The organism is Kitasatospora acidiphila (genome assembly GCF_006636205.1).
Taxonomy (GTDB): domain Bacteria; phylum Actinomycetota; class Actinomycetes; order Streptomycetales; family Streptomycetaceae; genus Kitasatospora; species Kitasatospora acidiphila.
Window position 1 is genome coordinate 2,918,323 of record NZ_VIGB01000003.1, and the last position, 24,034, is coordinate 2,942,356.

Below are 24,034 nucleotides of genomic sequence, written 5' to 3' on the forward strand. Positions count from 1 at the left end.
GGTGCTACGACGACACGCCGTGGCGCCGATCGCCGCCGAACTCCGGCCCGGCGTGCCGACACTGAAGCGTGGACGACACGCCGAAGCCCCTCACGCCCCACGCCCACGAGCCGCACGGCGAGGGCCTGAGCGTCCGGCTGAACTGGCTGCGGGCCGGGGTGCTGGGCGCCAACGACGGCATCGTGTCGACGGCGGGGCTGGTGGTCGGGGTGGCCGGCGCCACCAGCTCGTCGACCGCGCTGCTCGCCGCGGGCCTGGCCGGGCTGCTGGCCGGGTCGCTCTCGATGGCCTCCGGCGAGTACGTCTCGGTGAGCGCCCAGCGCGACTCGGAGCGGGCCGCCCTGGCCGTGGAGGAGCGGGAGCTGGCCGAGCAGCCCGATGCCGAACTGGCGGAGCTGACCGGCCTGTTGGCCCAGCGCGGGCTGACCGAGGAGGTGGCCCGCGAGGTCGCCGAGCAGCTCACCGCCCGGGACGCGCTGACCGCTCATGCCCAGGTGGAGCTGGGCATCGACCCGGGGCAGATGTCCAACCCCTGGCACGCCGCCTGGGCCAGCTGCCTGGCGTTCACGGTGGGCGCGCTGCTGCCGCTGCTGGCGATCGTGCTGCCGCCGGTCTCGCTGCGGGTGCCGGTGACGGTGGTGGCGGTGCTCTGCGCGCTGGTGGTCACCGGCTGGGTGGGCGCCCGGCTGGGCGACTCGCCGGTGCGGCCGTCGGTGCTGCGCAATGTGGTGGGCGGCGGGCTGGCGATGGGGTCACCTATGCGGCGGGCTCGCTGATCGGGGCGTCGGGGGTCTGAGGAACCGTCACGGTGAAGACCGGGAGGGTGCGACCCGGGATCGAGCCCGACGGCGTCTCGCCGGTGCGCACCGCGCCATGGGCCGCGTAGAAGTCGGCTGCGCAGGGGTCCGCGTCGATGGTCAACCGGGTGAAGCCGGCGGTCCGGGCGAGCTCCAGCAGGCCGCGGTAGAGCCGCCCGCCGAGGCCCTGGCCGATCGCGGCCGGCTCGACGAAGAGCATCGCCAGCTCGCCCACCGGTGCGTCGCCGGCCAGCAGGCCGAAGCCGAGCGCTGTGCCGTCCTGCTCGGCGACCAGGGTGCGGCCGGGCACCAGTTGTTCCGGTCTCAGGGTCAGCTCGTCGCGGCAGACGGCCATGAAGGCCTCGTCATATCCCCAGTGCGCCTTGGAGCGGAGCACGAGCGCGGTCAGTGCCTCGGCCTCCGCCGGTTGGGCGGGGCGGAGCAACGGGGTCTCGGCGGCGTTGTCCATCCGGCCACCGTCGCACACGACTCAGCGCCCCCGCCCGCGAATTTCTCGCGAGCGGGGGCGCTTCAGAGCAGGTGAGCCGGACTCAGCGGGTGGTCTTGCCCTTGCTGCTGTTCCGGGTGCCCAGCATGACCAGCCCGGTGATCACCACGAAGGAGAGGACCGGGATGCCGACGTAGAGGCCGAGGGTCTGCGCGATGGACAGGCCCGGGCCCGGGTCGTCGCCGTCGTCCCTGGTCAGGGCGGAGGCCGGCAACGACAGCAGCAGCATCATCAGCGTGGCCGTTGCGGTGACCGCACCAGCGCGCAAAGCGTTCCTCTTGTCCACGTTTCCCAAGGTACCGGCCCCTTATCGGGCGGCGCGCGGCGGGGTCGGCCTTCCGGGTCCGGGTCGGTCGGCGGCCAGGCGGGGGGTCAGCCGGTCGGCGGTGGCGCGCGGGCCCGGCTCGGCGGCCAGCCGTTCCAGGGTGACCGGGACGCCCGTGCCGTCGGCCACCGGCAGCCGCCAGTTCGGGTACTGGTCCCAGGTGCCGGGCAGGTTCTGCGGGCGCGGGTCGCCGACCATGTCCGGCAGCCAGACCCCGACCAGCTCGGCGGGGGTGGCCAGCAGGAAGTCGTAGAGCGCGGCCTGGTCCAGCTCGGCGCCGTCGGCCAGCATGCCGATCCGGACCAGCTCGGTGCGCCAGTTGGCCAGTTCGGCGGCCGCATTCTCCTGCTCCTCGGCCAACGGGCGGGCCAGCAGGCCCAGTTGGTGACGGAGCACGACATGCTCGCCGGACAGCCGGGCGGCGGTGCTGGGCAGGTCGTGGGTGGTGAGGGTGGCCAGGCAGCCGGCCCGCCAGCGCTTGGGGTCCAGCGGCGCGCCCTTGGGGCCGAGCTCGCCGGCCCAGTCCCGCTCGAACCAGAGCACCGAGGTACCGAGCACCCCGCGGGCGGCCAGCTCCTCCCGCACCCCGGGCTCCACGGTGCCCAGGTCCTCGCCGATCACCGCGGTGCCGGCCCGGTGCGCCTCCAGGGCGAGCACCCCGAGCATCGCCTCGGCGTCGTAGCGGACGTAGGTGCCCTCGGTGGGCGGCCGGCCGACCGGCACCCACCAGAGCCGGAACAGGCCCATCACATGGTCGATCCGGATCGCCCCGGCGTGCCGGGCGGCGGCCCGCAGCAGTTCGGCCAGCGGCGCGTAGCCGGCTGCGGCGAGCGCGTCCGGGCGCCAGGGCGGCAGGCCCCAGTCCTGGCCGTGCGCGTTGAAGGCGTCCGGCGGGGCGCCGACCGAGATGCCGCTCGCCAGGTAGTCCTGCAGCGCCCAGGCGTCGGCCCCACCGGGGTGGACGCCGATCGCCAGGTCGTGGATCAGCCCGATCGCCATCCCGGCGTCGCGGGCGCTCTGCTGGGCGCGGCCGAGTTGCTCGTCCAGCAGCCAGGTCAGCCAGCGGTGGAACTCCACCCGGTCGGCGAGTTCGGCTTGGGCGGCGGCGACCTGCGGGGTCCCCGGGTGACGCAGGCCGGCCGGCCAGTGCTGCCAGTCGCCGCCGTGCTTCTCGGCGAGCGCGCACCAGGTGGCGTACCGCTCCAGCCAATCGCCCTCGCGGCGGACGAACGACTGGTAGGCGGCCTCCCGGCCGGGGCCGCGCGGGACGGTGTGCAGCAGCTCCAGGGCCTCGCGCTTGACCGCCCAGACCGCGTCCCGGTCGATCAGCCCGTCGTGGTCGAGCACCTCGGTGCGCAACCGCCCGGCCCGCTCGGCCAGTTCGTCCAGCCGGACCCGGTCGGCGGCCACGGTGCGGGCGTACTCGGGCACCGCCTCGATCCGCAGGTGGACGGGGTCGGCGAAGCGGCGGCTGGACGGGCGGTAGGGCGAGGGGTCGGAGGGCAGGGTGGGCAGCGCCGCGTGCAGCGGGTTGATCTGCAGGAAGTCGGCGCCCAGCGCCGCGCCCGACCACTGGGCGAGCTCGGTCAGGTCACCCAAGTCGCCCATGCCCAGGAGCGTTCGGAGAGCACCGAGTAGAGCTGGGCGAGGAAGCCCCAGCCGCGCCCGGGCAGCGGTTCGAGCCGCTGCGGAGCCACGATCAGGGTGGCGGTCTCGGAGCGGTCGGGCAGCCCCATCCGCAGGGTGTGCCGGCCCAGCGGCAGGTCGGCGGGCAGCCAGTGGGACCGGCCCGGCGGCACCTCCCACTGGCCGCCGTCCTCCAGCTCGATGGTCAGCCGGGCGGCGGCGGGCACGTCCAGCGCGCTGCGTCGGCCGACCCGCACCACCAGGGTGGGCGGCAGCAGCCGGGCGGCCTGGGCGGCGCGGCGCTCGGCGAGGGCCTCTTCGACCGCCTCCGGGGTGGCCGCGTCCACGCCGAGCGCACCCAGCACGGCGATCAGGGTCGCCGAGGGCACCGGAATGTGCCTGCCGTCGCCCGGGTCGTAGCTGGCGTCCACGCCGTGGTGGTGGGCAAGTGCGACCAGCCGGGCGCTCGGGGCGTCCGGTGCCGCCGGGTCGGCGCCGGCCGCGCCCGATGATTCGTCAGGGTTCTCGTCGGAACGGTCGAGGTATGCGGCCAACGCGGTCTCCTACCGGGACTCGATGGGCGGTCAGGATCCACTCCTACCCGGGGCGTCCGGCCGCCATCCGCAGCGGCGCGCCGACCGCGTGCACAATGCCCGCTTGCGCACATGCCTGCGGCACGTGCACACCGCTCGGACATTTTCGGATGAAACGGTCATCACAGCAGGTCACGTTGACACTGACGCGTCGAAACTGGTGGGCTTTGGCCGCGTAGTCCGAGCAGGACGGCGGGGGGCCGCCGGCAGGACGCGCATGCTCGTCGACCACCCCCGATACGGCCGACTGCCCCGGCCGCAAGGAGGCCCCCGTGCAGTCCCGTGTGTCGGCCGCCGCCGGTAGGCGGCTGCGGCAGCAGCTCGAAGCCAGCCCAGCGCTGCGAGAGGTCCTGCACCATCCCGCCGTCGAAGTCACCCGCCGGGCCACCGCCCGCACCGCCCGCCTGGTCGCGCCGCGCACCGCGGACCGGCTGATCGCCGACCTCAAGGGCACCGAGCCGCTGCTGACCGGGATCCAAGCCGAGAGGGCGCCGAACGGACCCACCGTCAGCGGGACCGGCGCCACCGGGACCCTGCCGCACCGCCGGGCCGGGCTGCGGGTGGCCGCCACGCTCTCCGCCGCCGCGGTGATCGGCTCACTGGTCGCCACCGTGCCGACCGCCGCGCTGGCCGCGCCCGCCACCGCGCAGAGCGCCGCCCAGCTGCCCGGCACCCGTACCCCGCTGGGCAGCCTGACCGACCCCCAGGTCTACCCCGCCCGCAGCAGCTGCACCAGGCCGGCCAGCCGGTCACGGTGCCCGCCGAGGTGTCGCTGATGGTCGGCGCCGACCTGGACCCGGGCGCGCTCGCCACCGTCCGCCAGGTGCTGCTCAGCGCGGGCGCCGCCAGCATCGTCACCCCCGAGCAGGCGACTCCCGCGCCCGGCTCGCTGCTGGTCTACGTCTCCTCCCCCAAGCCGGGCGACCAGACCGACCCGGCCGCCGCCAAGGCGCTGCAGGCCCTGGGCGCCGCCGACCCGGCCGGGCTGCCGGACGGCGGCTACACGCTGGCGGCCGGTCAACTCCCGGTGGCCGGCGGCAGCTACGGCGCGGTGGTGCTGGCCGGTGTGGACGGCAGCGGCGCCTTCTACGCCGCGCAGACCCTGCGCCAGCTGCTCACCCAGGTGCCGGCCGGGCTGGGGCAGGGCGTCGGCTCGCACGGAGTGGGCGGCTACGGCTTCCCGGGGCTGACGGTGCGCGACTGGCCGAGCGGCGCGCCGGTGCGCGGCACCGCGGAGTCCTTCTACGGCACCCCGTGGAGCAGCGAGCAGCGGCTGGCGATGCTGGACTTCCTGGGCCGGACCAAGCAGAACTTCTTCCTCTACGCGCCCGGTGACGACCCGTACCGCCAGGACCAGTGGCGCACCCCCTACCCGGCCGACCAGCTGGCCGACCTGCGGGCCCTGGCCGAGCGGGCCGCCGCCAACCACGTCACCCTCGGCTACGCCGTGGCTCCCAGCCAGAACTTCTGCTACAGCTCCGCCGCGGACGTCGACGCGCTGCTCGCCAAGCTCGACGGGCTGCGCCGACTCGGCTTCGGCGCCTTCCAGTTGCAGTTCGACAACGTGAGCTTCAACGACTGGCACTGCGGCGACGACCGGGACGCCTTCGGGTCCGGCCCGGCCGGCCATGCCAAGGCGCAGGCCAAGCTGGCCGCCGCCGTGCAGACCCGGCTGATCGCCGCCCACCCGGAGCTGGCCGCGCTCACGGTGCTGCCCACCGAGTTCCACCAGCAGGGCGCCACCCCGTACCGCAAGGCGCTGGCCGCCGCGCTGCCGCAGGCCGTCCAGGTGGCCTGGAGCGGCGTCGGGCTGATACCGGGCAGCATCACGGCGGCCCAGACCACCGACACCAGCGCGGTGTTCAACCATCCGCTGGTCACCATGGACAACTACCCGGTCAACGACTCCACTCCGGACCGGCTCTACCTGGGCCCGTACGCCGGCCGCGCCCCGGAGGTGGCGAGCCGCTCGGCGATGCTGCTGACCGCCGGAATGCGCCAGGCCGCCGCCTCCCAGCTGCCGCTGGCCACCGCCGCCGACTACGCCTGGAACCCCACCGGCTACCAGGCCCAGGCCTCCTGGCAGTACGCGCTGCGCGAGCTGGCCGCCGAGGCCGCGCCGGCCGGGGCCAACGACGCGGGCCCGGCGCTGGCGGCGCTCACCGCGCTGGCCGGCAACAGCACCTCCTCGCCGCTGTCCAGCACCGAGTCGGGCTATCTGACCCCGCTGATCAGCGCCTTCTGGACGGCCCTGCAGCCCACCGGCGGCAGCATCGACCTGGGCAAGCTGCAGCAGGCCGCCGACCCGCTGCGGGCCGCGTTCGCCACCATGGCCGGCGCCCCCGACATGCTGCGCGGCACCGACAGCGGCGCCGCCGCGGGCATCGGCGGCTCCACCCTGGTGGCCGAGACCAGCCCCTGGCTGAGCCGGCTGAGCGACTACGGGCGGGCCGGCGAGGCCGCGCTGGACATGCTGCTGGCCCAGCACAAGGGCGACGGCGCGACCGCCTGGAACTCCCGGGTGACGCTGCGCCAGCTGCGCGACCGGCTGGCCGCGGCCGGGCCGGTGACGATCGGCGCCGGGGTGCTGGACCCGTTCCTGGAGCGGGCGACGAGGGCCGCCGACAGCTGGTCCGGGGTGTCGGCCGGGGCCGTCGCCCCGACCAGCACCATGGGCAGCGCCAACGGCCACGGCCCCGCGCTGATGACCGACGCCGACGCGGGCAGCTTCTACTGGAGCGCCGCCCCGCCGCAGCCGGGCGACTCGGTCGGCGTGGACCTGGGCGACGGCCGCCCGGTCGGCACCGTGACCGTCACCATGGGCGGCTCGGACGGCACTGCCACGCCCGGCAGCGACGCCGCCGCGGCCGCCGACGACTACCTGCGGGACGGGGTGCTGGAGTACTCCACCGGCGACGGCGGCTGGCAGCAGCTGGCGGTGGCGCACCAGCAGAAGACCGTCACCGCCACGCTGCCGGCCGGCGCCGTGGTCCGGGCGATCCGGCTGCGCGCCACCAAGGCCCAGCAGAACGCGGTGGCGGTGCGGGACTTCAGCGTGACCGCGCCGGACGCCCCCGCGATGACGGTCTCCGGCGGCCCGGCCGCCGCGCCCGGCTCCTCGGCCGCCTCGATGCTGGACGGCGACCCGGACACCGCCTACCGGGCGGCCGCCCCACCGACCAGCGCGGACGCCCCGCTCACCGTGGAGCTGGGATCGGTGCGCCCGCTGGACCGGCTGACCGTGCTGACCGACCCGACGGTGCACGCCACCGCGACCGTGGCGGTGCGGCACGCGGACGGCAGCTGGGTCGACGTGGGCACCCTGCACCCGGGCTACAACGAGCTGCCGGTGGGCGGCCAGCCGACCGGCGCGGTGCGGCTGACCTGGCAGCCGGGCGGCGACGCGCCGGTGGTCAACCAGATCGTGCCCTGGTACGCGGACACTCCGGTGGCCCGGCTGTCGCTGGCCGACCCGGAGCTGGACGTGATCGCCGGCGCCCCCACCCCCGCCGGTACCCAGGCGGTGGTGGACGCGCTGCGCCCGGACGGCGCCAGCGGCGAGATCCGGGCCTCGGCGCCCGGCGGGGTGTCGGGCATCACCGTGACGCCGGCGCCGGCGGCCGGCCAGACCGGTGCGGCGGTGAGCGCGCCGCGCGGCGGGCGCGGCAGCACGCCGGTGCAGGTCAGCGCGGCGGCCGGGACCCCGTCGGGGACGTACCAGGTGCCGGTGGACTTCACCTCCGGTCAGGTGACGCTGCACCAGACCCTCCAGGTGCACGTGGTGCCGCCGACCAGCGGACCGGACCTGGCGCCCACCGCGACCGCGAGCTCCTCGGGCGACGAGACGCCCAAGTTCCCGGCCTCGGCGGTGAACGACGGCGACCCGGCCACCCGCTGGTCCTCCCCCGCGGTGGACAACGCCTGGGTGCAGCTCCAACTGCCGCAGCCCACCCACCTGGGCGAGGCAGTGCTGCACTGGCAGGACGCGTTCGCCGCCGCATACCAGCTGCAGACCTCCAGCGACGGGGTGAACTGGACCACGGTGGCCACCGTGGCGAACGGCAAGGGCGGCACCGAGACGGTGCGGTTCGACGCGCCGGGCGCGGTCTACTTGCGGATGCAGGGCGTCAGCCGGGCCACCAAGTACGGCTACTCGCTCTACGGGATCGAGCTGTACGCGGTCACCGACCCGACGGCGGCGCCCACCCCGCCGGTGCCGCCGGTCGGGGTGCCGACGCCCGTGCCGACCCCGGGCGGGGTGCCGTCCCCGTCCCAGTCGCCGTCGCCGAGCGGGTCGGCCTCGCCCGGCCCCGCGACGCCGTCGCCCACGCCGACCGCGCAGCCGACCGCCGGCCCGAACCCCGGCCCGTCGCCTGCGCCGGGCCCGACCGCCGGGGCCGCTGCGGGGCACTGACCGGGTCGGCCCCGGGGCACTGGAACGCGGCGGGCCGGTGGCGCTCCCTCCTGGAGGGGCGCCACCGGCCCATGAGGCTACCGGGGTACTGCGGCCCTAGCTGGTCAGGCGATGACGCTCTCCGGCTCACCGCGGTGGACAGGACGCGACCGGCCCAGCGGAACCGGTGCTCCCGCGTGGTCGGTATGGACATGGTGTTCGAAGTCACGGAACTGGTCCGTGCCGCCGTACGGCTCCAGGTAGGGCCGCCAGCGCGGATCCTTGATCCCGGTTCCGATGATGCGCCAGGCCAGCCCGCTGGGCGGGGCAGGAGGTCGCTTCATCCGCCACCCGAGCTCGGTCAGGTGGCGGTCGGCCTTCATGTGGTTGCAGCGGCGGCAGGCCGCCACCACGTTGTCCCAGCGGTGCTGTCCGCCGCGACTGCGCGGGATCACGTGGTCGACGCTGGTCGCGGCGGCCCCGCAGTAGACGCAGCGCCCGTGGTCACGGGCGAACAGTGCGCGGCGGGTGAGCGGTACTGGCCCGCGGAACGGCACCCGGACGAACCGGGTCAGCCGCACCACGGAGGGCGCCGTAACGGCGCTGGTGGCGCTGTGCAGAGTGACACCCGAGTCTTCCAGGCTGACCGCCTTGTGATTGAGGACCAGGATGAGGGCGCGGCGCGTCGACACGACACCTAGCGGCTCGTACGACGCGTTGAGGACCAGGACATGCGGCACGGATGCCTCCTTGGACGCCTGCGGCGCGTGGCTCGCGCCGGGACGAGCGGATGACCGCGCATCGCTGCGCGATCACCCCCAGTGTCGCCTTACGACTTTGTACGGCGCCACCACTACCGGGTAACAGGCGGACGCGGGTTCCGCGCTCGCCCGTGCTACCTGTCTCTATGCCCAAGCCGGCCATTCGGTGCACCGACACGCGCTCGCTAGGCTGTGCGCCGAGTTTCCCGCAGCACAGGAGGGGCCCCGTGACCGACGTCACTAGCAGCACCAGGGAGGCGGCCGGTTGGCTGGACGCCAACTGGGAGTCGTGGATCGACGGAACACTGCGCATCGTGGTCATCGTGCTGCTCGGGCTGGTGCTGCGGGCAGTGGTGCGCAAGCTGATCGACCAGCTGATCCACCGGATGACCCGGGAGGCCGAGCACAGCGACACCGACACCAGCAGCCGGCTGGGCGGGCTGCTGGTGAACCCGGAGCGGCGCAGCCAGCGGGCCGCGGCGATCGGTTCGGTGCTGCGCAGCGTCGCCTCGTTCTCGATCATGGGCACCGCCTCGCTGATGGTGCTCTCCGAGGTCGGGGTGGACCTGGCGCCGCTGCTGGCCAGCGCCGGGGTGGCGGGCGTGGCGCTGGGCTTCGGCGCCCGCAACCTGGTCACCGACTTCCTCTCCGGGGTCTTCATGATCATGGAGGACCAGTACGGCGTCGGGGACGAGATCGACATGGGGGTGGCCACCGGCACCGTGCTGGAGGTCGGCCTGCGGGTGACCAAGCTGCGCGGCGGCAGCGGCGAGATCTGGTACATCCGCAACGGCGAGGTGAAGCGGATCGCCAACATGAGCCAGGGCTGGTCGACCGCGACGGTGGACGTGCAGGTCGGGTACAAGGAGGACCTGGACAAGGTCGAGGCGCTGATCCTGACCGCGGCCGAGGCGTTCGCCAAGGAGTCGCCCTGGGACGAACTGCTCTGGGAGCCCGTGGAGGTGCTGGGCGTGGAGTCGGTGTCCGCCGACACCGTGGTGCTGCGGGTGCAGGCGAAGACCATGCCGAGCAAGGCGCAGTTGGTCACCCGCGCGCTGCGCGGCCGGCTGAAGGCGGTCTTCGACGGGGCCGGGATCAAGCTCAAGGAGGAGGCCGCCGCGCCCGCGGCCGCCGCGTCGCCGGCGACCACCGCCGACGCGCAGCCGCCGTCCGCACTCGCCGATCCGTCCTCGGCCCGCTCCCTGGGCGCCCGTCCGATCCCGCCGCCGTCCCCGGAGGAGCAGCAGGCCTTCGGCAAGCTGCCCTGACCCCCTCGGAGCCCTGACCCCCTCGGTACCTCGGAGCCCTGGCCGCACCCGGCCAGGGCTCCGTCGTATCCATTGACACCCATTGGATTGTTAGTAAAGTTTCCAATTGTCGCCAAGGGCCCGCCGACGGAGGAGGATCGAGCACGTGAACGACACCTCCGCCCCACCCGCACCACGCCCCGGTACGCCGAGCCGGCTGCGGGCCATCAACGACCGGGCCGCCCTGGACCTGCTGCTGGCCCACGGCCCGCTCTCCCGGACCCGGATCGGCAGCCTGACCGGGCTCTCCAAGCCCACCGCCTCCCAGCTGCTGGCCCGCCTGGAGGCCGCCGGGCTGGTCGTCCCGGTGGGCACCACGGTCGGCGGGCCCGGCCCCAACGCCCAGCTCTACCAGGTGAACCCGGCGGCCGGTTACGTCGCGGGCCTGGACGTGACGCCCGGCCAGACCCGGTTCGCGGTGGCCGACATCACCGGGCGGACCATCGCCGAACACCTGCTGCCCACCCCCGGCCGGCAGGCGGCCGGCACCGTCGAGCGGATCGCCGACGGCCTGGCCGCCACCCTGGAGAAGGCCGGCCTGTCCCCCGGCAGCCTGACCGGGATCGCCATCGGCACCCCCGGCGCCCTGGATCCCCAGTCCCAGAAGCTGCGCTACGCCGCCCACCTGCCCGGCTGGCACTCCGGCGGGCTGCTCGACCGGCTCACCGAGGCGCTGGGCGCACCGGTGGCGATCGAGAACGACGTCAACCTGGCCGCCGTCGCCGAGCAGGCGCTCGGCTCGGCCCAGGGCTGCTCGGACTTCGTGCTGCTGTGGGCCGAGGAGGGGATCGGCGCGGCGATCGTGCTCGGCGGCCGGCTGCACCGCGGCCACACCGGCGGCGCCGGCGAGGTCGGCTACATGCCGGTGCCGGGCGCCCCGGTGATCCGCAACGTCCGCCGTGAGAACTCCGGCGGCTTCCAGGAACTCGCCGGCGCCACCGGGGTGTTGGCGCTGGCCCGGCAGCACGGCCTGAGCGCCCGCAGCGCCGGGGCGGCGATCGGCAAGGCACTGGCCACCCCGGGCGCGGGCGACGCGTTCCTCACCGTGCTGGCCGAGCGGCTGGCCACCGGGCTGGCCGCGATCGTGGCCGTGATCGACCCCGAGCTGGTGGTGCTCTCCGGCGGCATCCCCACCGCCGGCGGTGCCCGGCTGCGCGACCTCGTCCAGGAGCAGCTCACCGGCCTGGCGGTGCCCCGGCCGCGGCTGCTCAGCAGCACCGTGCCGGGCTCCCCGGTGCTGCACGGCGCACTGCAACGCGCCCTCGGCGCGGCCCGGGAGCAGGTCTTCACCACCGACTGACCCACCACCCACCCATCCACATCGACAATCGACAGGGGTCGAGTGCTGATGTCCCTGAAACTCGCCATCGTCGGCGGCGGCTCCACCTACACGCCCGAACTCATCGACGGCTTCGCCCGGTTGCGCGACAGCCTGCCGATCGGCGAACTGGTGCTGATCGACCCGGTCGCCGACCGGCTGGAGCTGATCGGCGCACTGGCCCGGCGGATCTTCGCCAAGCAGGGGCATCCGGCCACCGTGCGGACCAGCACCGCCCTGGACGCCGGGGTGGCCGGCGCCGACGCGGTGCTGCTGCAGCTGCGGGTGGGCGGACAGGCGGCCCGCGGGCAGGACGAGACCTGGCCGCTGGAGTGCGGCTGCGTGGGCCAGGAGACCACCGGGGCCGGCGGGTTGGCCAAGGCGCTGCGCACCGTGCCGGTGGTGCTGGAGATCGCCGAGCGGGTGCGCCGGGCCAACCAGGCCGCCTGGATCGTCGACTTCACCAATCCGGTGGGCATCGTCACCCGGGCCCTGCAGACCGCCGGGCACCGCGCTGTCGGGCTGTGCAACGTGGCGATCGGGTTCCAGCGCAAGTTCGCCGCCCACCTGCAGGTGGCGCCGGAGCTGATCCGGCTGGACCACGTGGGCCTCAACCACCTCACCTGGGAACGCGGCGTCACCCTGCTGGACGCGCCCGGCGCGACCACCGGGCGCGAGGTGCTGCCCGAGCTGCTGACCGGCTTCGGCACCGAGATCGCCGACGACCTGCACCTGCCGCTGCCGCTGATCCGGCGCCTCGGCGTGGTCCCCTCCTACTACCTGCGCTACTACTACCAGCACGACGCAGTGGTCGCCGAGCTGCGCGAGCAGGGCTCCCGGGCCGCCCAAGTGGCCGAGATCGAGCGGGAGTTGCTGCGGCTCTACGCCGACCCCGCGCTGGACACCAAGCCGGAGCTGCTGAGCCGGCGCGGCGGCGCCTTCTACTCGGAGGCGGCGGTGCAGCTGATCGCGGCGCTGCTCGGCACCGGGGGCGGCGCGGACATCCAGGTGGTCAACACCCGCAATGACGGGGTACTGCCGTTCCTGCCCGACGACGCGGTGATCGAAGTACCGGCCGCCGTCGACGCCACCGGGGTGCGGCCGCTCCCGCAGCGGCCGGTGGAGCCACTGTTCGCCGGGCTGATCGCGGCCGTCACCGCCTATGAGCAACTCGCCCTGGAAGCAGCCCTCAAGGGCGGCCGGGACCGGGTCTTCGACGCTCTGCTGTGCCATCCACTGGTCGGTCAGATCGAGCTCGCCGAGCAGCTGACCGATGCCCTGATCGCGCACAACAAGCCCTACCTGAGCTGGATCTGACGGAGCGTCATGACTGAGCCTTTGGCCGGCGTGCTCGCCGTGGACGCCGGCAACAGCAAGACCGACGTCGCCCTGGTCGCCGCCGACGGCACCGTGCTCGGCACCGCCCGAGGCGGCGGCTTCAACCCGCAGGCGCACGGGCCACGGGCTGCCGTCGCCGCGCTGGCCCCGCTGGTCGCCGCCTGCGCGGCGGCGGCCGGCCTGAGCGCCGGCGGCCTGAGCGCCGGCGTTGGCCAGGCAGGCCCGCTGGTCAGCCATCTGCAGGCCTGCCTGGCCAACGCCGACCTGCCGGCCGAGGAGCGGGCGCTGGCCGCCGCCCTCACCGAACAGGGCTGGGGCGCCGAGGTCTCGGTCGCCAACGACACCTTCGGGCTGCTCCGCGCGGGCACCGACACACCGCGCGGGGTGGCGGTGGTCTGCGGCGCCGGGATCAACTGCGTGGGGCTGCTGCCGGACGGCCGCACCGCCCGGTTCCCGGCACTCGGGCAACTCACCGGCGACTGGGGCGGCGGGGGCGGGCTGGCCGCCGAGGCGATGTGGCACGCCACCCGGGCCGAGGACGGCCGCGGCCCGGCCACCGCGCTGGCGCCGGCCATCGCGGCCCACTTCGGGCTCACCACGGCGACGGCGTTCGCCGAGGCGCTGCACCTGGGCGAGTTCCCCCGGGTGCGGCTGCACGAGGTGGTGCCGCTGCTCTTCGACTGCGCGCAGGGCGGCGACGCGGCGGCGCTGGCGCTGATCGACCGCCAGGCGGCGGAGATCGCGGCGCTCGCCCGGGTGGCGCTGACCCGGCTGAACCTGCTGGCCGCGCCCACCCCGCTGGTGCTCGGCGGCGGAGTGCTGGCGGCGGGCCAGCCGCTGCTGCTCGACAACCTGCGCGCCCGCCTGCGCACCGCCGCCCCCTGGCCCGCCCCCGCATCGTCACCGCGCCCCCGGTCCTCGGCGCCGCCCTGCTCGGCCTCGACCGCCTGGGCAGCCCTCCCAGCGCCCACCAACGCCTCCGCGCCGCCTACCAACGCCCGGCGATAGCGGCATAGGAACCCTCAGGAGACGCCGCACCGCTCTCCCACCACGCACCGACCACCAGCGGAGACGCCCCAGGAACCACCCGGGAGACCCCACACCGGCGACCACCCACCGCTCCCCCACCACGCACCGACGCCTGCGTGGCGGCACTTGGGGGAAATGGCTGCACGGCGTGGGTGGCGCCGGAATACTGGGGCGGTTGTGATGGTGACGCCCCGAGAGGTGCCCTGATGGCCGACGGCCCGTTGGAGATCTTCGAGCAGTTCCGCACCGGTCTGCTGGCGGGTGCGTTCGCGCCGGCCGAGGAGTTGTGGGCCGAAGACGCGGTGGTCGAGTTCCCCTACGCACCCGAGGGGCGGCCGCAGCAGTTCACCGGGCGGGCCGAGTTCCTGGCGTTCGCCGCCACCGCCCAGGCCGAACGGCCGGTGTGCTTCGAGGACTTCCAGGTGCTGGCGCTGCGCGACGCGGCCGACCCCGGGGTGCTGATCGCCGAGTACCGGCTGACCGGTCCGGCCACCGCCGGCGGGCGCCGCGGCACGGCCGTCTTCGTCCTGCTGCTGCGGGTGCGGGACGGGCGGATCGTGCACTGGCGCGAATACCAGGACCTGATCGCGCCGCGGGTCTGATCTCGGCTCAGGCCGTGGCGAGTTCGGGTGCCGGCTGGTCATCCCGCACCGTCAGGGTGCGCACCGCCCGGACGGCCAGTGCGGCGGCCGTGGCCAGCACGATCAGGGCGGCGGCGGCCGTCAGGGCGCGGCCGGTGCCGATCCTGGCCGCCACCGGCCCGGCGGCCATCTCGCCCAGTGGCAGCGCCAGGAAGGAGCCCAGCGCGTCGAAGGAGTAGACCCGGGCGAGGCGGTCCTGAGGGATGTTCTGCTGCAGCGAGAGGTCCCAGGCCACGCAGAAGAACTCGACTGCGAAGCCGGTCACGAACATCGCCGCGGCGACCGGCACGGCATCCGCGCGCGCCGCCAGTGCCAGCACCGGCAGCACGGTGGCGAACACCGCGGCCACCCCGACCAGCAGCGCCCGCCGGTTCGCCAGCCGGGCCACCACGAGGCCCGCGACGACCGCGCCCGCCATCTGCGTGGCCAGTACCAGCCCCCAGACGCCGCGGCCGAAGGTGGCGTCGGCGATCCCCGGCCCGAGCACCGTGATCGAGCCGGACTCCGCCGCGTTCACCACCATGAACTGCAGCACCACCACCCAGACCCACCGACGGGCGGTGAACTCCCGCCAGCCTTCGCGCAGTTCGGCCAGCGGGCGGGTCTTCTCGGCAGCCGGGCCGGCCGGCGCGGCCGACGGCAGCCGGATGCCCAGGTAGCCGCCCGCCGCGGCCAGCATCACCACCGCGTCCACGGCCAGCGCCCAGCCCGGGCCGACCCCGGCCGCCAGCAGACCGCCCAGTGAACTGCCCGCAATGGTCCCGATGTTGAGGCCGATCCGGTTGACCGCATTGGCCGGCCGCAGTTCCTCGGCGGGCACCGTCTGGGGCAGCAGGGCGGAACTGGCCGGCATCGACAGCGCCGCCAGCACCCCGTTGACCAGGCTCAGCCCGATCAGCAGCGGCAGCGAGGCGAAGTGCAGCAGCACCGCCAGCGCCACCAGCCCCTGGCTCAGCGCCGACGCCAGCGCGGTGCCCTGCAGGATCACCCCGCGCCGCACCCGGTCGGCCAGCACCCCGCCGAACAGCAGCGCCGCCACATTGGCCAGCGACCGGGCGCCGACCACCAGGCCCAGATCGGTCAGGGACCCGGTCAGGTCCAGCACCGCGAAGGCGAGCGCCACCGGGGCCATGCTGTTGGCCAGGGTGGCGCAACTGCGCCCCGCGACCAGCCAGCGGAACGGTCGGTGGCGCAGCGGCGCGAAGGTGGCGGACATCCGCCCACCCTCGCCCGGCCGTCAATGGCACGTCAAAGGATTAACGGACCGCAGACGGCCGCCCGATCGGGCAGGCGTACCGATTCCGCGGACGAAACGGGGACCTGATGGCGAGCAGCGAGCGCAGACGCAAGCAGCGGACGGGGAAGACACCGGCCCGGCCGCGCAGTTGGGAGGTCAGGACAGCCCCCAGGCGGCGCTGGGCGCCCTGGCAGTGCCGGGCCCTCGCGGTGGTGCTGTCGGTGGCGGCCGTGGGCGGGCTGCTCGGCGCGGTGCTGCTGGTGCCGGCGCTGCCGTCCGCCGTCAGCACCGCCCGGCAGTTCCTCGCCGCGCCGGTCTGCACCGCCCGGAACGCGCCGGACTGCCGCTGGCGGCAGAGCGAGCTGGTCCAGCGGGCGCACATCAGCAACGGCAGGAACCAGCAGACCACGGTGGACCTGCTCGACCCGGGTACGGGTGACGAGCAGCGCGTGGTGCCGACCGGGGTCGACCCGCTCGGGAACCGGCTGACCGGGGGCGACCGGGTCGAGCTGATCAGCTGGCACGGGCGGCCGACCGCGCTCCGCGCGCAGGAACGGCAGCAGGACGCGAGCAGCCGGCCGACCGACGGCCAGGCCTTGACCTGAACGGCGCTCTGGGGCTCGCCCTGCTCCTGCCGGCCACGGCGCTGACGGTCCGCCGGCTGTGGCTGCTGGGTGAGCCGCAGCGGTCCCCGGCCCCCGAGACGGTCCTGTTCTGCGGCGCGATGGCGGCCGTGATCGGCATCGGCTTGCTGCAGTGGGATCCGGACATCTGCCTGGGCGCCGGCGTCGACGCCGTGATCCTGGTCCTGGTCGGTCTGGCGCTGCGGCTGCACTGGATCCGCCGGCAGCGCCGAGCGGCGGTCGCGGCCCGACGGTAGGTCAGCGCCGCTCGCCGCCCTGCCCCTCGCCCCGGTCGCCGCCCTGCCCCTCGCCCGGCTCCTCACCCCGCTCGCCGCCCTGCCCCTCGCCCCGGTCGCCGTCCGCGCCCTGCTCCTCCGACCGCAGCGCCTCCCGCTCCCGCCGGCGCTTGCGCCAGGCCCACACCGCCAGCGCCACCACCACCAGGGCCGCGATCAGCACCGCCAGCGCCGTGCCGACCAGGTGCTCCACCCGGGCGTAGGCCGAGCCGGCCACGTACCCGAGCAGCACGAAGCCGACGCCCCAGATCGTGCCGCCGGCCGCGTTGAAGAGCAGGAACTTGCGGTAGGGCAGCCGGGAGACCCCGGACAGGAACGGCACCAGCGCGCGGAACAGCGCGACGAACCGGCCGAAGAAGACCGCCGCCGGGCCCTTGGTGCGGATGAAGGCGCGGGCCTTCTCCAGCCGGGCCTCGTGCTTGACGGCCGGCCGGGTGCGCAGCAGCGCCGGACCCCAGCGGCGGCCGAGCTCGTAGCCCGTGGAGTCGCCGAGGATCGCGGCGGTCACCACCACCGCCATCAGCACCGGCAGGCTCACCCCGCGGTGCGCGGCGGCGATGGTGCCGCCGAGCACGGCGGCGGTCTCGCCGGGCAGCACGAAGCCGACGAACAGCGCGTCCTCGGCGAAGACCAGCGCGCCCACCACCGCGTACACCACGGGCCCGGAGAGGCCCGCGATCCAGCCAGTGACCGATCCCACCGGCAGGCTCCTTCCGTCTTCCGTCTTCCGTCTTCCGTCTTCCGTCGTCCGTCGTCCGTCGTCCGTTCACGCCACCGTCTACGTCACTGTAGACGAACGATTTCCGAGAACCTCACGACATTCCCGGGCTGCTGCCCTAGCCTCGGCCGTCGTCACTGCCACCGACCCTCTCGGAGAGCCCGGATGTCCAGCGGTCAGATCGCCCTGCTCGGAGCCGTCGCCGGCGTCACCATCTATCTCGGCCTGCCGATCGGCCGACTGCGCCGCCCGGCGCCCCGGCTGCGGGCGGGGCTGAACGCGCTGGCGATCGGGATCCTGCTGTTCCTGGTCTGGGACGTGCTCACGCACGCCTGGGATCCGACCGACAAGGCGCTCGGCGACAAGCACTGGGGCACGGCGGTCGCCGGGATCCTGGTGCTGGCCGCCGGTCTGGCCGTGGGCCTGTGCGGGCTGGTCTACTACGACCGGTGGAACGCCCGGCGGCTGGCCGCCGCGAGCGAGCGCGGTGAGCGCAGCGCGGCCGACCTGGCGATGATGATCGCGATCGGCATCGGCCTGCACAACTTCGCCGAGGGCCTGGCCATCGGCAATTCGGCCGCCACCGGGCAGATCTCGCTGGCCGTGCTGCTGATCATCGGCTTCGGGCTGCACAACGCCACCGAGGGGTTCGGCATCGTGGCCCCGCTGGCCGCCGAGGGGACCAGGCCGTCCTGGGGCAGCCTGGCGCTGCTCGGCCTGATCGGCGGCGGCCCGACCTTCGCCGGCACCCTGGTCGGCCAGCACCTGGTCAACGACTACCTGAGCATCGCGTTCCTCGGCCTGGCCGCCGGGTCGATCCTCTACGTGGTGATCGAGCTGCTCGCGGTGGCCCGCCGGGCGGCACTCAAGGAGCTGACCACCTGGATGATCCTGGTCGGGCTGCTGGCGGGCTTCATCACCGACGCGGTGGTCACCGCCGGCGGCGCATGACCGGCGGCGGTCAGGCCGTGGCGCGGTCCTCGGCCGACCGTCAGGCCGTGCCGCGGTCCTCGGCCAGCCAGGCGGCCAGCACCTTGGCGCAGTCGTCCACGCTCTCCCGCCAGGCCTTGGCCGCGCCCTCGCCGGCCTCGTCGCTGACGTGCTTGACGAGCCGGATCGGCACCCCGGCCAGCTGCGCGGCGGCGGCCAGCGCATAGCCCTCCATGTCGACCAGGTGGGCCCGGGCGGCCAGTTGCTCGCGGGCCACCGGGTCGGAGACGAAGAGGTCACCGGTGGCCAGCGTCGGGCCGTCGGCGGCCAGGGTGATCGGGTCGCCGTAGCTGTGGCCGGTCAGCAGGGCCAGCACCCGGTCGTCCAGGTCGTGCTGGAGCACCGTGCCGATCACATGGGTGCGACCGGCCAGGCCCGGGCGCAGCGCGCCGGCGGTGCCCAGGTTGATCACCTCGCTCGGGCGCGGGCCGGTGGCGAGCACGGTGGCCAGGGCCAGGGCCGCGTTGACCTTCCCTATGCCGGTGAGCAGCACCGGCAGCTCGCCGTCCAGGTAGGCGGCCTCCTCGGCCACGGCCAGGACCAGCAGGGGGCGGTCGGGGGTGACGGTTCCGGTCAGCTGCATGGCGGCCATGGTAATCCGGAGCCCCCCACTCCAGGAGACGGAGCAGTCAGGAGCCGGACCCGAACCGGTGCTTGAGGTTGGGATCGTCCAGCCACCAGGGGCGCATGCCGTCCTCGGGCTCCGCCTCCTCCTCCGGTGCGCCCCCGGGTGCGACCACCCGGGCGGCCCGCTCGGCGGCCTGCCGCTCGTACTCGGCGTCCAGCGCGGCGTCCACCGCGGCGTTCTCCTCCCGCCCCTGGACGATCATGCGGCGGATCAGCGCGCAGATGAACGGCAGGCCGACCAGGTCGCCGAGCACCCAGAGGCCGTTACCGCCCCAGGTCTGGTCCTGGGCCAGGCTCGGGCCCCAGGGGCGGGCCAACGCGGTGTAGTAGTGCTCGGCCACGATGTGCCCGCCGTAGATCAGCACGATGCCCAGGGCGGCGTCGAAGATCACCTCGGCGAAGGTGATGAAGAGGCCCACCAGGTGCGGGTACTCGTGGCCGACCGGGTCGAGCTGCAGCCTGGGCCAGAAGTAGGCCAGGCCGAGCAGCACCAGCGCGACGTGCGTCCCGATGTTCCAGGCGCCACTGCTCAGCGACTTCTCGTACCAGGGGGTGAAGTAGAGCAGCCACGGCGGCGCCATCAGCAGTGCGGTGGAGACCGCCGGGAACATCAGCACCTTGGACGGGCCGCTGCGCAGCACCCGCAGGATCTTCTGCCGGCGGGCCGGCGGCGAGGTCTCGACCAGCAGCGAGACCGGCGCGCCCATCGCCAGCAGCAGCGGCACCAGCATCAGCAGCAGCACCACCTGCACCGCGCGGTCGGTGAACAGGATCCGCTCGTAGACGCCCATGCCCGAGCAGGTGCACCAGATCCACAGCAGCAGCCCGCCGAGGAAGGCGAGGGTGCGGGTGGGCTGCCAGCGGGTGCCGACCCGGGCCAGCTTGACCACCCCGAGCAGGTAGCCGCCGCCGAGCAGCACCGAGAGCGCCAGCACCACAGGTTCGGCGGTCCACGAGGTGGCCAGGTCGGACCACTGCCAGGGCGGCGGTCCGTGGTAGCCGGTCGCGGCCAGGACGGTCTGTGCGGTCTGCATCACTTCGGCTCCATGCTTCGCCCCTTTTGGGCGGGTCTCGGCTGCCATCATGGCCGATCCCGAGACGATCACCGCGCCCGGGGCGCCCCCGGGGGTGCCGCGTCGCAGGCGGAACCGCATAAGGTACGGCTCGCGTCTTGGACCAGCCGGGCCCGTCTTGGCACAGCCCGGTGGCAGACTGCTGCCAGCAGCCGGTCCCGGTCGGGCTCTTGGGGGAGGTAGGAGCGGTGGCAACACCAGTACTACAGACGGCGGCGGTACCGCCGCCGCGCGGTCCGGCCCGTGTGCGCCGCCGGGACCGCTGGCGTGCCGCGGCGCGCACCGCACCCGGGCGGCTGCGGCTGGCCGCCCTCGGACTGAGCGTGCTGGTCCTGGGCCTCGGCGCGCTGACGGGCTGGCAGGTGACCGACCGGACCGGTGCGGCCGACCAGGTGGTGACGCACAGTCAGCCGCTGAGTCAGAACGCGGCCGAGATCTACCGTTCGCTGGCCGACGCCGATACCACCGCGGCGGCCGGCTTCCTGCTGGCCGGCAACGAGCCGGCCGCACTGCGCCAGCGCTACCAGAACGACCTGTCCACCGCGACCCAGCTGCTCACCCAGGCCGCCGCGCAGTCCACCGGCTCGGCCAAGGCGCAGTCCCTGGTCAGCCAGCTCAACCAGCAACTGCCGGTCTACGCGGGCCTGGTGGAGACCGCCCGGGCCGACGACCGGCAGGGCCTGCCGCTCGGCGCGGCCTATCTGCGGTACGCCTCCACCAGCATGCAGCAGCAGCTGCTGCCGCAGGCCCAGGCGCTCTCCCAGCTGGAACTCGCCCGCCTGGACAGCGACTACGGCGACGCCCGGGCCACCCCGTGGGCGGCCTACGGACTCGGGGTCGTGGTGCTGGCGGCGCTGGTCTGGGTGCAGCTGCGGCTGTTCCGGCGCACCAACCGGGTGTTCAACCCCGGCCTGCTGGGCACCACCGGCGCGGTGCTGGTGCTGCTGGCCTGGCTGGGGGCGGCGGTGCTGGCCGGCGACTCGTCGCTCCAGCAGAGCATCGACCGCGGCGCGGCCCCGCTGAAGGCGCTCAACGTGGCCCGGATAGACACCCTGAAGGCCCGCACCGCGGAGAACCTCAACCTGGTGGCCCGTGGCTCCACCACCACGTACGCGCAGCAGTGGACCGATGACGAGACGAGCGACGCCAGCGCGCTCTCCCAGGCCCTCAAGCTGGCCCCGGCGGGCGCGGCGGGTCACATCACCGATGCCCAGGGCTCGTTCAAGGCCTGGAACGACCAGCACAACGCGGCCGGCGCCAAGAACGACGGCGGCGACTACCAGGGCGCCCTGGACGACACCGTGGGCAGCGGTGCCAACAGCGCCGCAAAGTCGTTCGACTCGACCGACCAGAGCCTGGCCGCTGCCGTGAAGGTCGAGCAGGCCGACTTCCTGAGCGCGGCCCGCGACGGCCGCGACGCAACGGGCACGGTGGCCGCGGCCGCGGGCCTGCTCGCACTGTTGGGCACGGCGGGCGCGCTGACGGGTATCGGGCGCCGGCTGGCGGAGTACCGATGAGCGGAGCACCGATGAGGGGACGTCGCCGGATGCGCACCAGGACCGCACTGCTGGCCGCCGTACTGGCGGCCACCCCGCTCACGCTCACCAGTGCGGCGGCGTCCCCCAGGAGCGCCACCCAGACGGCCACCGTCCAGGCGGCGGCCGATCAGAGCTGCGACCCGACCAAGAGCATCCGCCCCAGCAGCAACGAGAGCGGGCCGGCGGTGACCGCCATCAAGGCCCGCGGCGTGCTGGTCGCGGGCGTCGACCAGGACAGCTACGACTGGGGCTTCCGCAACCCGGTCACCGGTCAACTGCAGGGCTTCGACATCGATCTGATCCATGCGGTCGCCAAGGCGCTGCTCGGCGATCCCGACAAGGTCCAGTTCAAGATGGTGCCGACCGCGAAGCGTATGGATGCCATCAAGAGCGGCTCGGTCGACCTGATCGCGCGTACCATGACGATCACCTGTGACAGGCTCAACGACCTGGCCTTCTCCACCGAGTACTTCCAGGCCGGGCAGCAGGTGGTGGTGCCGAAGGCGGCCCACGCCAAGACGATCGACGATGCGGTGAGGGGAAAGCGGGTGTGCGTGGCGGACTCCTCCACCGCGCAGGACTACCTGACCAAGCATCCGCTCGGCCAGTCCGGCGAGGTCGTCGTGGAGAACCAGCTGGACTGCCTGGTCCGGATGCAACTCGGCCAGGCCGACGCCACCATGACGGACAATGCGCTCGCCGTCGGCCAGGCCGCCCAGGACCCGACCATGCAGGTGATCGGCCCGTCGCTGACCAACGAGCCGTACGGCATCGCGATGGCCAGGACCGCGCCCGACCTGGTGGCCCGGGTCAACCAGATCCTGGAGGACTACCGTCGTAGCGGCTGGCAGGACAGCTACGACCACTGGCTGAAGCCGGGGCTCGGCCCGATGAGCCCGCCGGCCGCCAACTACCTGCCGTAGCAAGGAAGATCAGGAGGAAGGGCGTGGCGTTGACAGGATCCGGCCCGGTGCTGAGCCGGGAGGAGGTGGACCGCGAGCTGACTCGGCTGACCGCCGAGCGCGAGGCGGTGGAGGCCGCTCTGCTCGCGCTCCAGGACCACCCGGGCCGCCGGCTGCTGGAGGGCGCCACGCTGACCGGCCGCACCGAGGAGCGCTGGCAGGTCGCCGCCCAGGGCTTCACCCTGCTGTGGACCTACTTCGACCGGTACAGCGAGGCGCTGGCCGCAGCCCGGGCGGTGCGCTCCCGGCGCAGCCGGCCCGGCTCCCCGGAGCTGGCCGAGCTGAGCGAACTGCTGCGCGGCCGGGCGGTCACCGTCTCCGGCGGCCAACTGCCCGACGCCGCACACCAGCTGGCCGGGCCGGCCCGGCTGGTCGAGCAGATCAGCCTGACCGAGCTGATGGACCGGATGAACGCCTGCTACGCCACCGTGCTGGAGGTGGTCAACGCCGCCGACGCGGTCTGGTCGGCGCTGCCGGCCCGGATCGACCTGCTGCTGGCCGAGCTGCGCCGGGTGGCCAGCCTGGCCGGCTCGGTCGGGGTCCGGCCCGGCAGCCATCCGCTGGGCGACGACCTGTCCGTCCTGGAGCAGGAGTTGACCGGGCTTCGGGCCGAGGTGCTGGCCGACCCGCTGGCGCTGTGGCGCCCGGCCCGGGTGCCGGCCCAGCGCGGCCGGGAGAGCACCACCAGCGTGGTCGCCGCGCAGCAGGCGGCGGCCGGCGCCGTCGACGTGGCCCGGTTCGACCAGGCCGGCCGGACCCTGGACTCGATACGGGTCGAACTGGAGCAGCTGCTTCGGCTGCGAGACGAAGCGGACGAGCGGCTGCACCAGGTCGCCGATCTGCTGCGCCGCGCGGACGCCACGCTGGGCGAGGCCCGGCAGGCCCGCGGCGAGGTGCTGGCCAAGATCGCCGCCACCGAGGTGCCGGCCGTGCCGGGGCCGCTGGCCGCGCTGCGCGATGGCGTGCACCAGGCGGCGGAGCTGCGGCAGAACGGGCTCTGGCATCGGCTGGCGCCGCTGCTGGACGCCTTGGAGGAACAGGCGGCCCAGGAGTTGCAGCGGGCCCGGCAGTCCCTCACCGAGGTGACCGCCCCGCTCGCGGTCCGGGCCGAACTGCGCGGCCGGCTGGACGCCTACAAGGCGATGGCCGCGCGCCTCGGGGTGGCGGAGGACCCCGAGGTGATCGAGCGCTACGAGAAGGCTCGCTGGCTGCTGTGGAGCGCGCCGTGCGACCTGCGCGCGGCCGCCGCGGCGGTGACCAGGTTCCAGCAGGCGTTGCGTCCGGCGGCCGCGCCGCAGGACGCGCGGCGGTACGACGGACAGGGGGAATGAGAG

At 74.4% G+C, this 24,034-nt stretch carries 19 protein-coding genes and 3 pseudogenes; 14 read left to right on the forward strand and 8 right to left on the reverse strand.

Going from position 1 to position 24,034, the window contains the following annotated elements; translation table 11 throughout:
* Positions 1–68: 68 nt before the first annotated feature.
* A pseudogene (locus E6W39_RS13915) lies at positions 69–796 on the forward strand (VIT1/CCC1 transporter family protein).
* Here the strand turns inward: E6W39_RS13915 and E6W39_RS13920 are convergent.
* The 3 genes and pseudogenes from E6W39_RS13920 to malQ all read right to left on the reverse strand — a co-directional run bounded on the left by E6W39_RS13920 (position 757) and on the right by malQ (position 3,714).
* Positions 757–1,266, reverse strand: a complete 510-nt coding sequence (locus E6W39_RS13920) for a GNAT family N-acetyltransferase (RefSeq protein WP_141633819.1) — start codon at positions 1,264–1,266, stop codon at positions 757–759. The pseudogene E6W39_RS13915 and the gene E6W39_RS13920 overlap by 40 nt on opposite strands.
* 82 nt (positions 1,267–1,348) lie before the next feature.
* Positions 1,349–1,591 carry a hypothetical protein gene (locus E6W39_RS13925; RefSeq protein ID WP_141633820.1) on the reverse strand — a complete coding sequence of 81 codons (243 nt, stop codon included), beginning with the start codon at positions 1,589–1,591 and terminating at the stop codon, positions 1,349–1,351.
* Between the two features lie 21 nt (positions 1,592–1,612).
* Positions 1,613–3,714: pseudogene (malQ, locus tag E6W39_RS13930) on the reverse strand (4-alpha-glucanotransferase).
* Between the two features lie 407 nt (positions 3,715–4,121).
* Between malQ and E6W39_RS13935 the strand changes: the two are divergent.
* Entirely contained in the window at positions 4,122–4,625 is a 504-nt protein-coding gene (locus E6W39_RS13935; RefSeq protein WP_141633821.1) for a hypothetical protein, read from the forward strand.
* Positions 4,604–8,263, forward strand: coding sequence for a beta-N-acetylglucosaminidase domain-containing protein (locus E6W39_RS13940; RefSeq protein ID WP_141633822.1), 3,660 nt, complete (start codon positions 4,604–4,606; stop codon positions 8,261–8,263). Before E6W39_RS13935 ends, E6W39_RS13940 begins: the two co-directional genes overlap by 22 nt.
* Before the next feature lie 104 nt (positions 8,264–8,367).
* Here the strand turns inward: E6W39_RS13940 and E6W39_RS13945 are convergent, their stop codons facing one another.
* On the reverse strand, positions 8,368–8,982 hold the full coding sequence (locus E6W39_RS13945) for an HNH endonuclease (RefSeq protein ID WP_101382528.1): 615 nt from the start codon (positions 8,980–8,982) through the stop codon (positions 8,368–8,370).
* Positions 8,983–9,230: 248 nt separating this feature from the next.
* Here E6W39_RS13945 and E6W39_RS13950 point away from each other — a divergent pair, with 248 nt between their 5' ends.
* From E6W39_RS13950 to E6W39_RS13970, 5 genes and pseudogenes are all read left to right on the forward strand, one after another.
* Complete coding sequence (locus tag E6W39_RS13950) at positions 9,231–10,271, forward strand: mechanosensitive ion channel family protein (RefSeq protein WP_228718143.1); 1,041 nt, start codon at positions 9,231–9,233, stop codon at positions 10,269–10,271.
* 145 nt (positions 10,272–10,416) lie between these two features.
* Positions 10,417–11,610 (forward strand): ROK family transcriptional regulator, encoded by a 1,194-nt coding sequence (locus E6W39_RS13955; RefSeq protein WP_228718144.1) that lies wholly within the window; start codon positions 10,417–10,419, stop codon positions 11,608–11,610.
* Between the two features lie 54 nt (positions 11,611–11,664).
* Positions 11,665–12,945 (forward strand): 6-phospho-beta-glucosidase, encoded by a 1,281-nt coding sequence (locus tag E6W39_RS13960; RefSeq protein ID WP_141637729.1) that lies wholly within the window; start codon positions 11,665–11,667, stop codon positions 12,943–12,945.
* Between the two features lie 9 nt (positions 12,946–12,954).
* Positions 12,955–13,982, forward strand: a pseudogene (locus tag E6W39_RS13965) (N-acetylglucosamine kinase).
* A 219-nt stretch (positions 13,983–14,201) separates the two neighbouring features.
* The gene (locus E6W39_RS13970) at positions 14,202–14,597 is read left to right on the forward strand and encodes a nuclear transport factor 2 family protein (RefSeq protein WP_141633824.1); all 396 of its coding nucleotides are present in this window, start codon (positions 14,202–14,204) and stop codon (positions 14,595–14,597) included.
* A gap of 7 nt (positions 14,598–14,604) precedes the next feature.
* Here the strand turns inward: E6W39_RS13970 and E6W39_RS13975 are convergent, their stop codons facing one another.
* Positions 14,605–15,852: an MFS transporter gene (locus E6W39_RS13975; protein ID WP_141633825.1), complete on the reverse strand. Its 1,248-nt coding sequence runs from the start codon at positions 15,850–15,852 to the stop codon at positions 14,605–14,607.
* A gap of 107 nt (positions 15,853–15,959) precedes the next feature.
* Here E6W39_RS13975 and E6W39_RS13980 point away from each other — a divergent pair, with 107 nt between their 5' ends.
* Together E6W39_RS13980 and E6W39_RS39340 are read left to right on the forward strand one after the other, a co-directional pair.
* Positions 15,960–16,478, forward strand: a complete 519-nt coding sequence (locus E6W39_RS13980) for a hypothetical protein (RefSeq protein ID WP_141633826.1) — start codon at positions 15,960–15,962, stop codon at positions 16,476–16,478.
* Positions 16,479–16,597: 119 nt separating this feature from the next.
* The gene (locus E6W39_RS39340; protein WP_181799260.1) at positions 16,598–16,753 is read left to right on the forward strand and encodes a hypothetical protein; all 156 of its coding nucleotides are present in this window, start codon (positions 16,598–16,600) and stop codon (positions 16,751–16,753) included.
* 1 nt (position 16,754) lies between these two features.
* Here the strand turns inward: E6W39_RS39340 and E6W39_RS13985 are convergent, their stop codons facing one another.
* On the reverse strand, positions 16,755–17,492 hold the full coding sequence (locus E6W39_RS13985) for a DedA family protein (RefSeq protein ID WP_141633827.1): 738 nt from the start codon (positions 17,490–17,492) through the stop codon (positions 16,755–16,757).
* A 183-nt stretch (positions 17,493–17,675) separates the two neighbouring features.
* Here E6W39_RS13985 and E6W39_RS13990 point away from each other — a divergent pair, with 183 nt between their 5' ends.
* A complete protein-coding gene (locus E6W39_RS13990) occupies positions 17,676–18,461 on the forward strand; it encodes a ZIP family metal transporter (RefSeq protein ID WP_101382521.1) in 786 nt (261 codons plus the stop codon).
* Between the two features lie 40 nt (positions 18,462–18,501).
* Here E6W39_RS13990 and E6W39_RS13995 read toward each other — a convergent pair whose 3' ends face one another.
* Both E6W39_RS13995 and E6W39_RS14000 read right to left on the reverse strand, forming a co-directional pair.
* A complete protein-coding gene (locus E6W39_RS13995; protein WP_181799261.1) occupies positions 18,502–19,083 on the reverse strand; it encodes a nucleosidase in 582 nt (193 codons plus the stop codon).
* 46 nt (positions 19,084–19,129) lie between these two features.
* A complete protein-coding gene (locus E6W39_RS14000) occupies positions 19,130–20,161 on the reverse strand; it encodes a cytochrome c oxidase assembly protein (protein WP_181799262.1) in 1,032 nt (343 codons plus the stop codon).
* A gap of 227 nt (positions 20,162–20,388) precedes the next feature.
* Here E6W39_RS14000 and E6W39_RS14005 point away from each other — a divergent pair, with 227 nt between their 5' ends.
* The 3 genes from E6W39_RS14005 to E6W39_RS14015 are packed head-to-tail and all read left to right on the forward strand — an operon-like array spanning position 20,389 to position 24,031.
* Entirely contained in the window at positions 20,389–21,717 is a 1,329-nt protein-coding gene (locus E6W39_RS14005) for a hypothetical protein (RefSeq protein ID WP_228718145.1), read from the forward strand.
* Between the two features lie 29 nt (positions 21,718–21,746).
* Positions 21,747–22,661 (forward strand): glutamate ABC transporter substrate-binding protein, encoded by a 915-nt coding sequence (locus E6W39_RS14010; RefSeq protein ID WP_181799263.1) that lies wholly within the window; start codon positions 21,747–21,749, stop codon positions 22,659–22,661.
* 23 nt (positions 22,662–22,684) lie between these two features.
* Positions 22,685–24,031, forward strand: coding sequence for a hypothetical protein (locus E6W39_RS14015; protein ID WP_181799264.1), 1,347 nt, complete (start codon positions 22,685–22,687; stop codon positions 24,029–24,031).
* Positions 24,032–24,034 lie beyond the last annotated feature (3 nt).

What these genes read in the sequence shown, in the direction of transcription:
- E6W39_RS13920 (WP_141633819.1), bottom strand. Translation starts at nt 1,266, where the DNA reads ATGGACAACGCCGCCGAGACCCCGTTGCTCCGCCCCGCCCAACCGGCG.
- E6W39_RS13970 (WP_141633824.1), top strand. Translation starts at nt 14,202, where the DNA reads ATGGCCGACGGCCCGTTGGAGATCTTCGAGCAGTTCCGCACCGGTCTG.
- E6W39_RS13975 (WP_141633825.1), bottom strand. Translation starts at nt 15,852, where the DNA reads ATGTCCGCCACCTTCGCGCCGCTGCGCCACCGACCGTTCCGCTGGCTG.
- E6W39_RS13980 (WP_141633826.1), top strand. Translation starts at nt 15,960, where the DNA reads ATGGCGAGCAGCGAGCGCAGACGCAAGCAGCGGACGGGGAAGACACCG.
- E6W39_RS39340 (WP_181799260.1), top strand. Translation starts at nt 16,598, where the DNA reads ATGGCGGCCGTGATCGGCATCGGCTTGCTGCAGTGGGATCCGGACATC.
- E6W39_RS13990 (WP_101382521.1), top strand. Translation starts at nt 17,676, where the DNA reads ATGTCCAGCGGTCAGATCGCCCTGCTCGGAGCCGTCGCCGGCGTCACC.
- E6W39_RS13995 (WP_181799261.1), bottom strand. Translation starts at nt 19,083, where the DNA reads ATGCAGCTGACCGGAACCGTCACCCCCGACCGCCCCCTGCTGGTCCTG.
- E6W39_RS14000 (WP_181799262.1), bottom strand. Translation starts at nt 20,161, where the DNA reads ATGCAGACCGCACAGACCGTCCTGGCCGCGACCGGCTACCACGGACCG.
- E6W39_RS14010 (WP_181799263.1), top strand. Translation starts at nt 21,747, where the DNA reads ATGCGCACCAGGACCGCACTGCTGGCCGCCGTACTGGCGGCCACCCCG.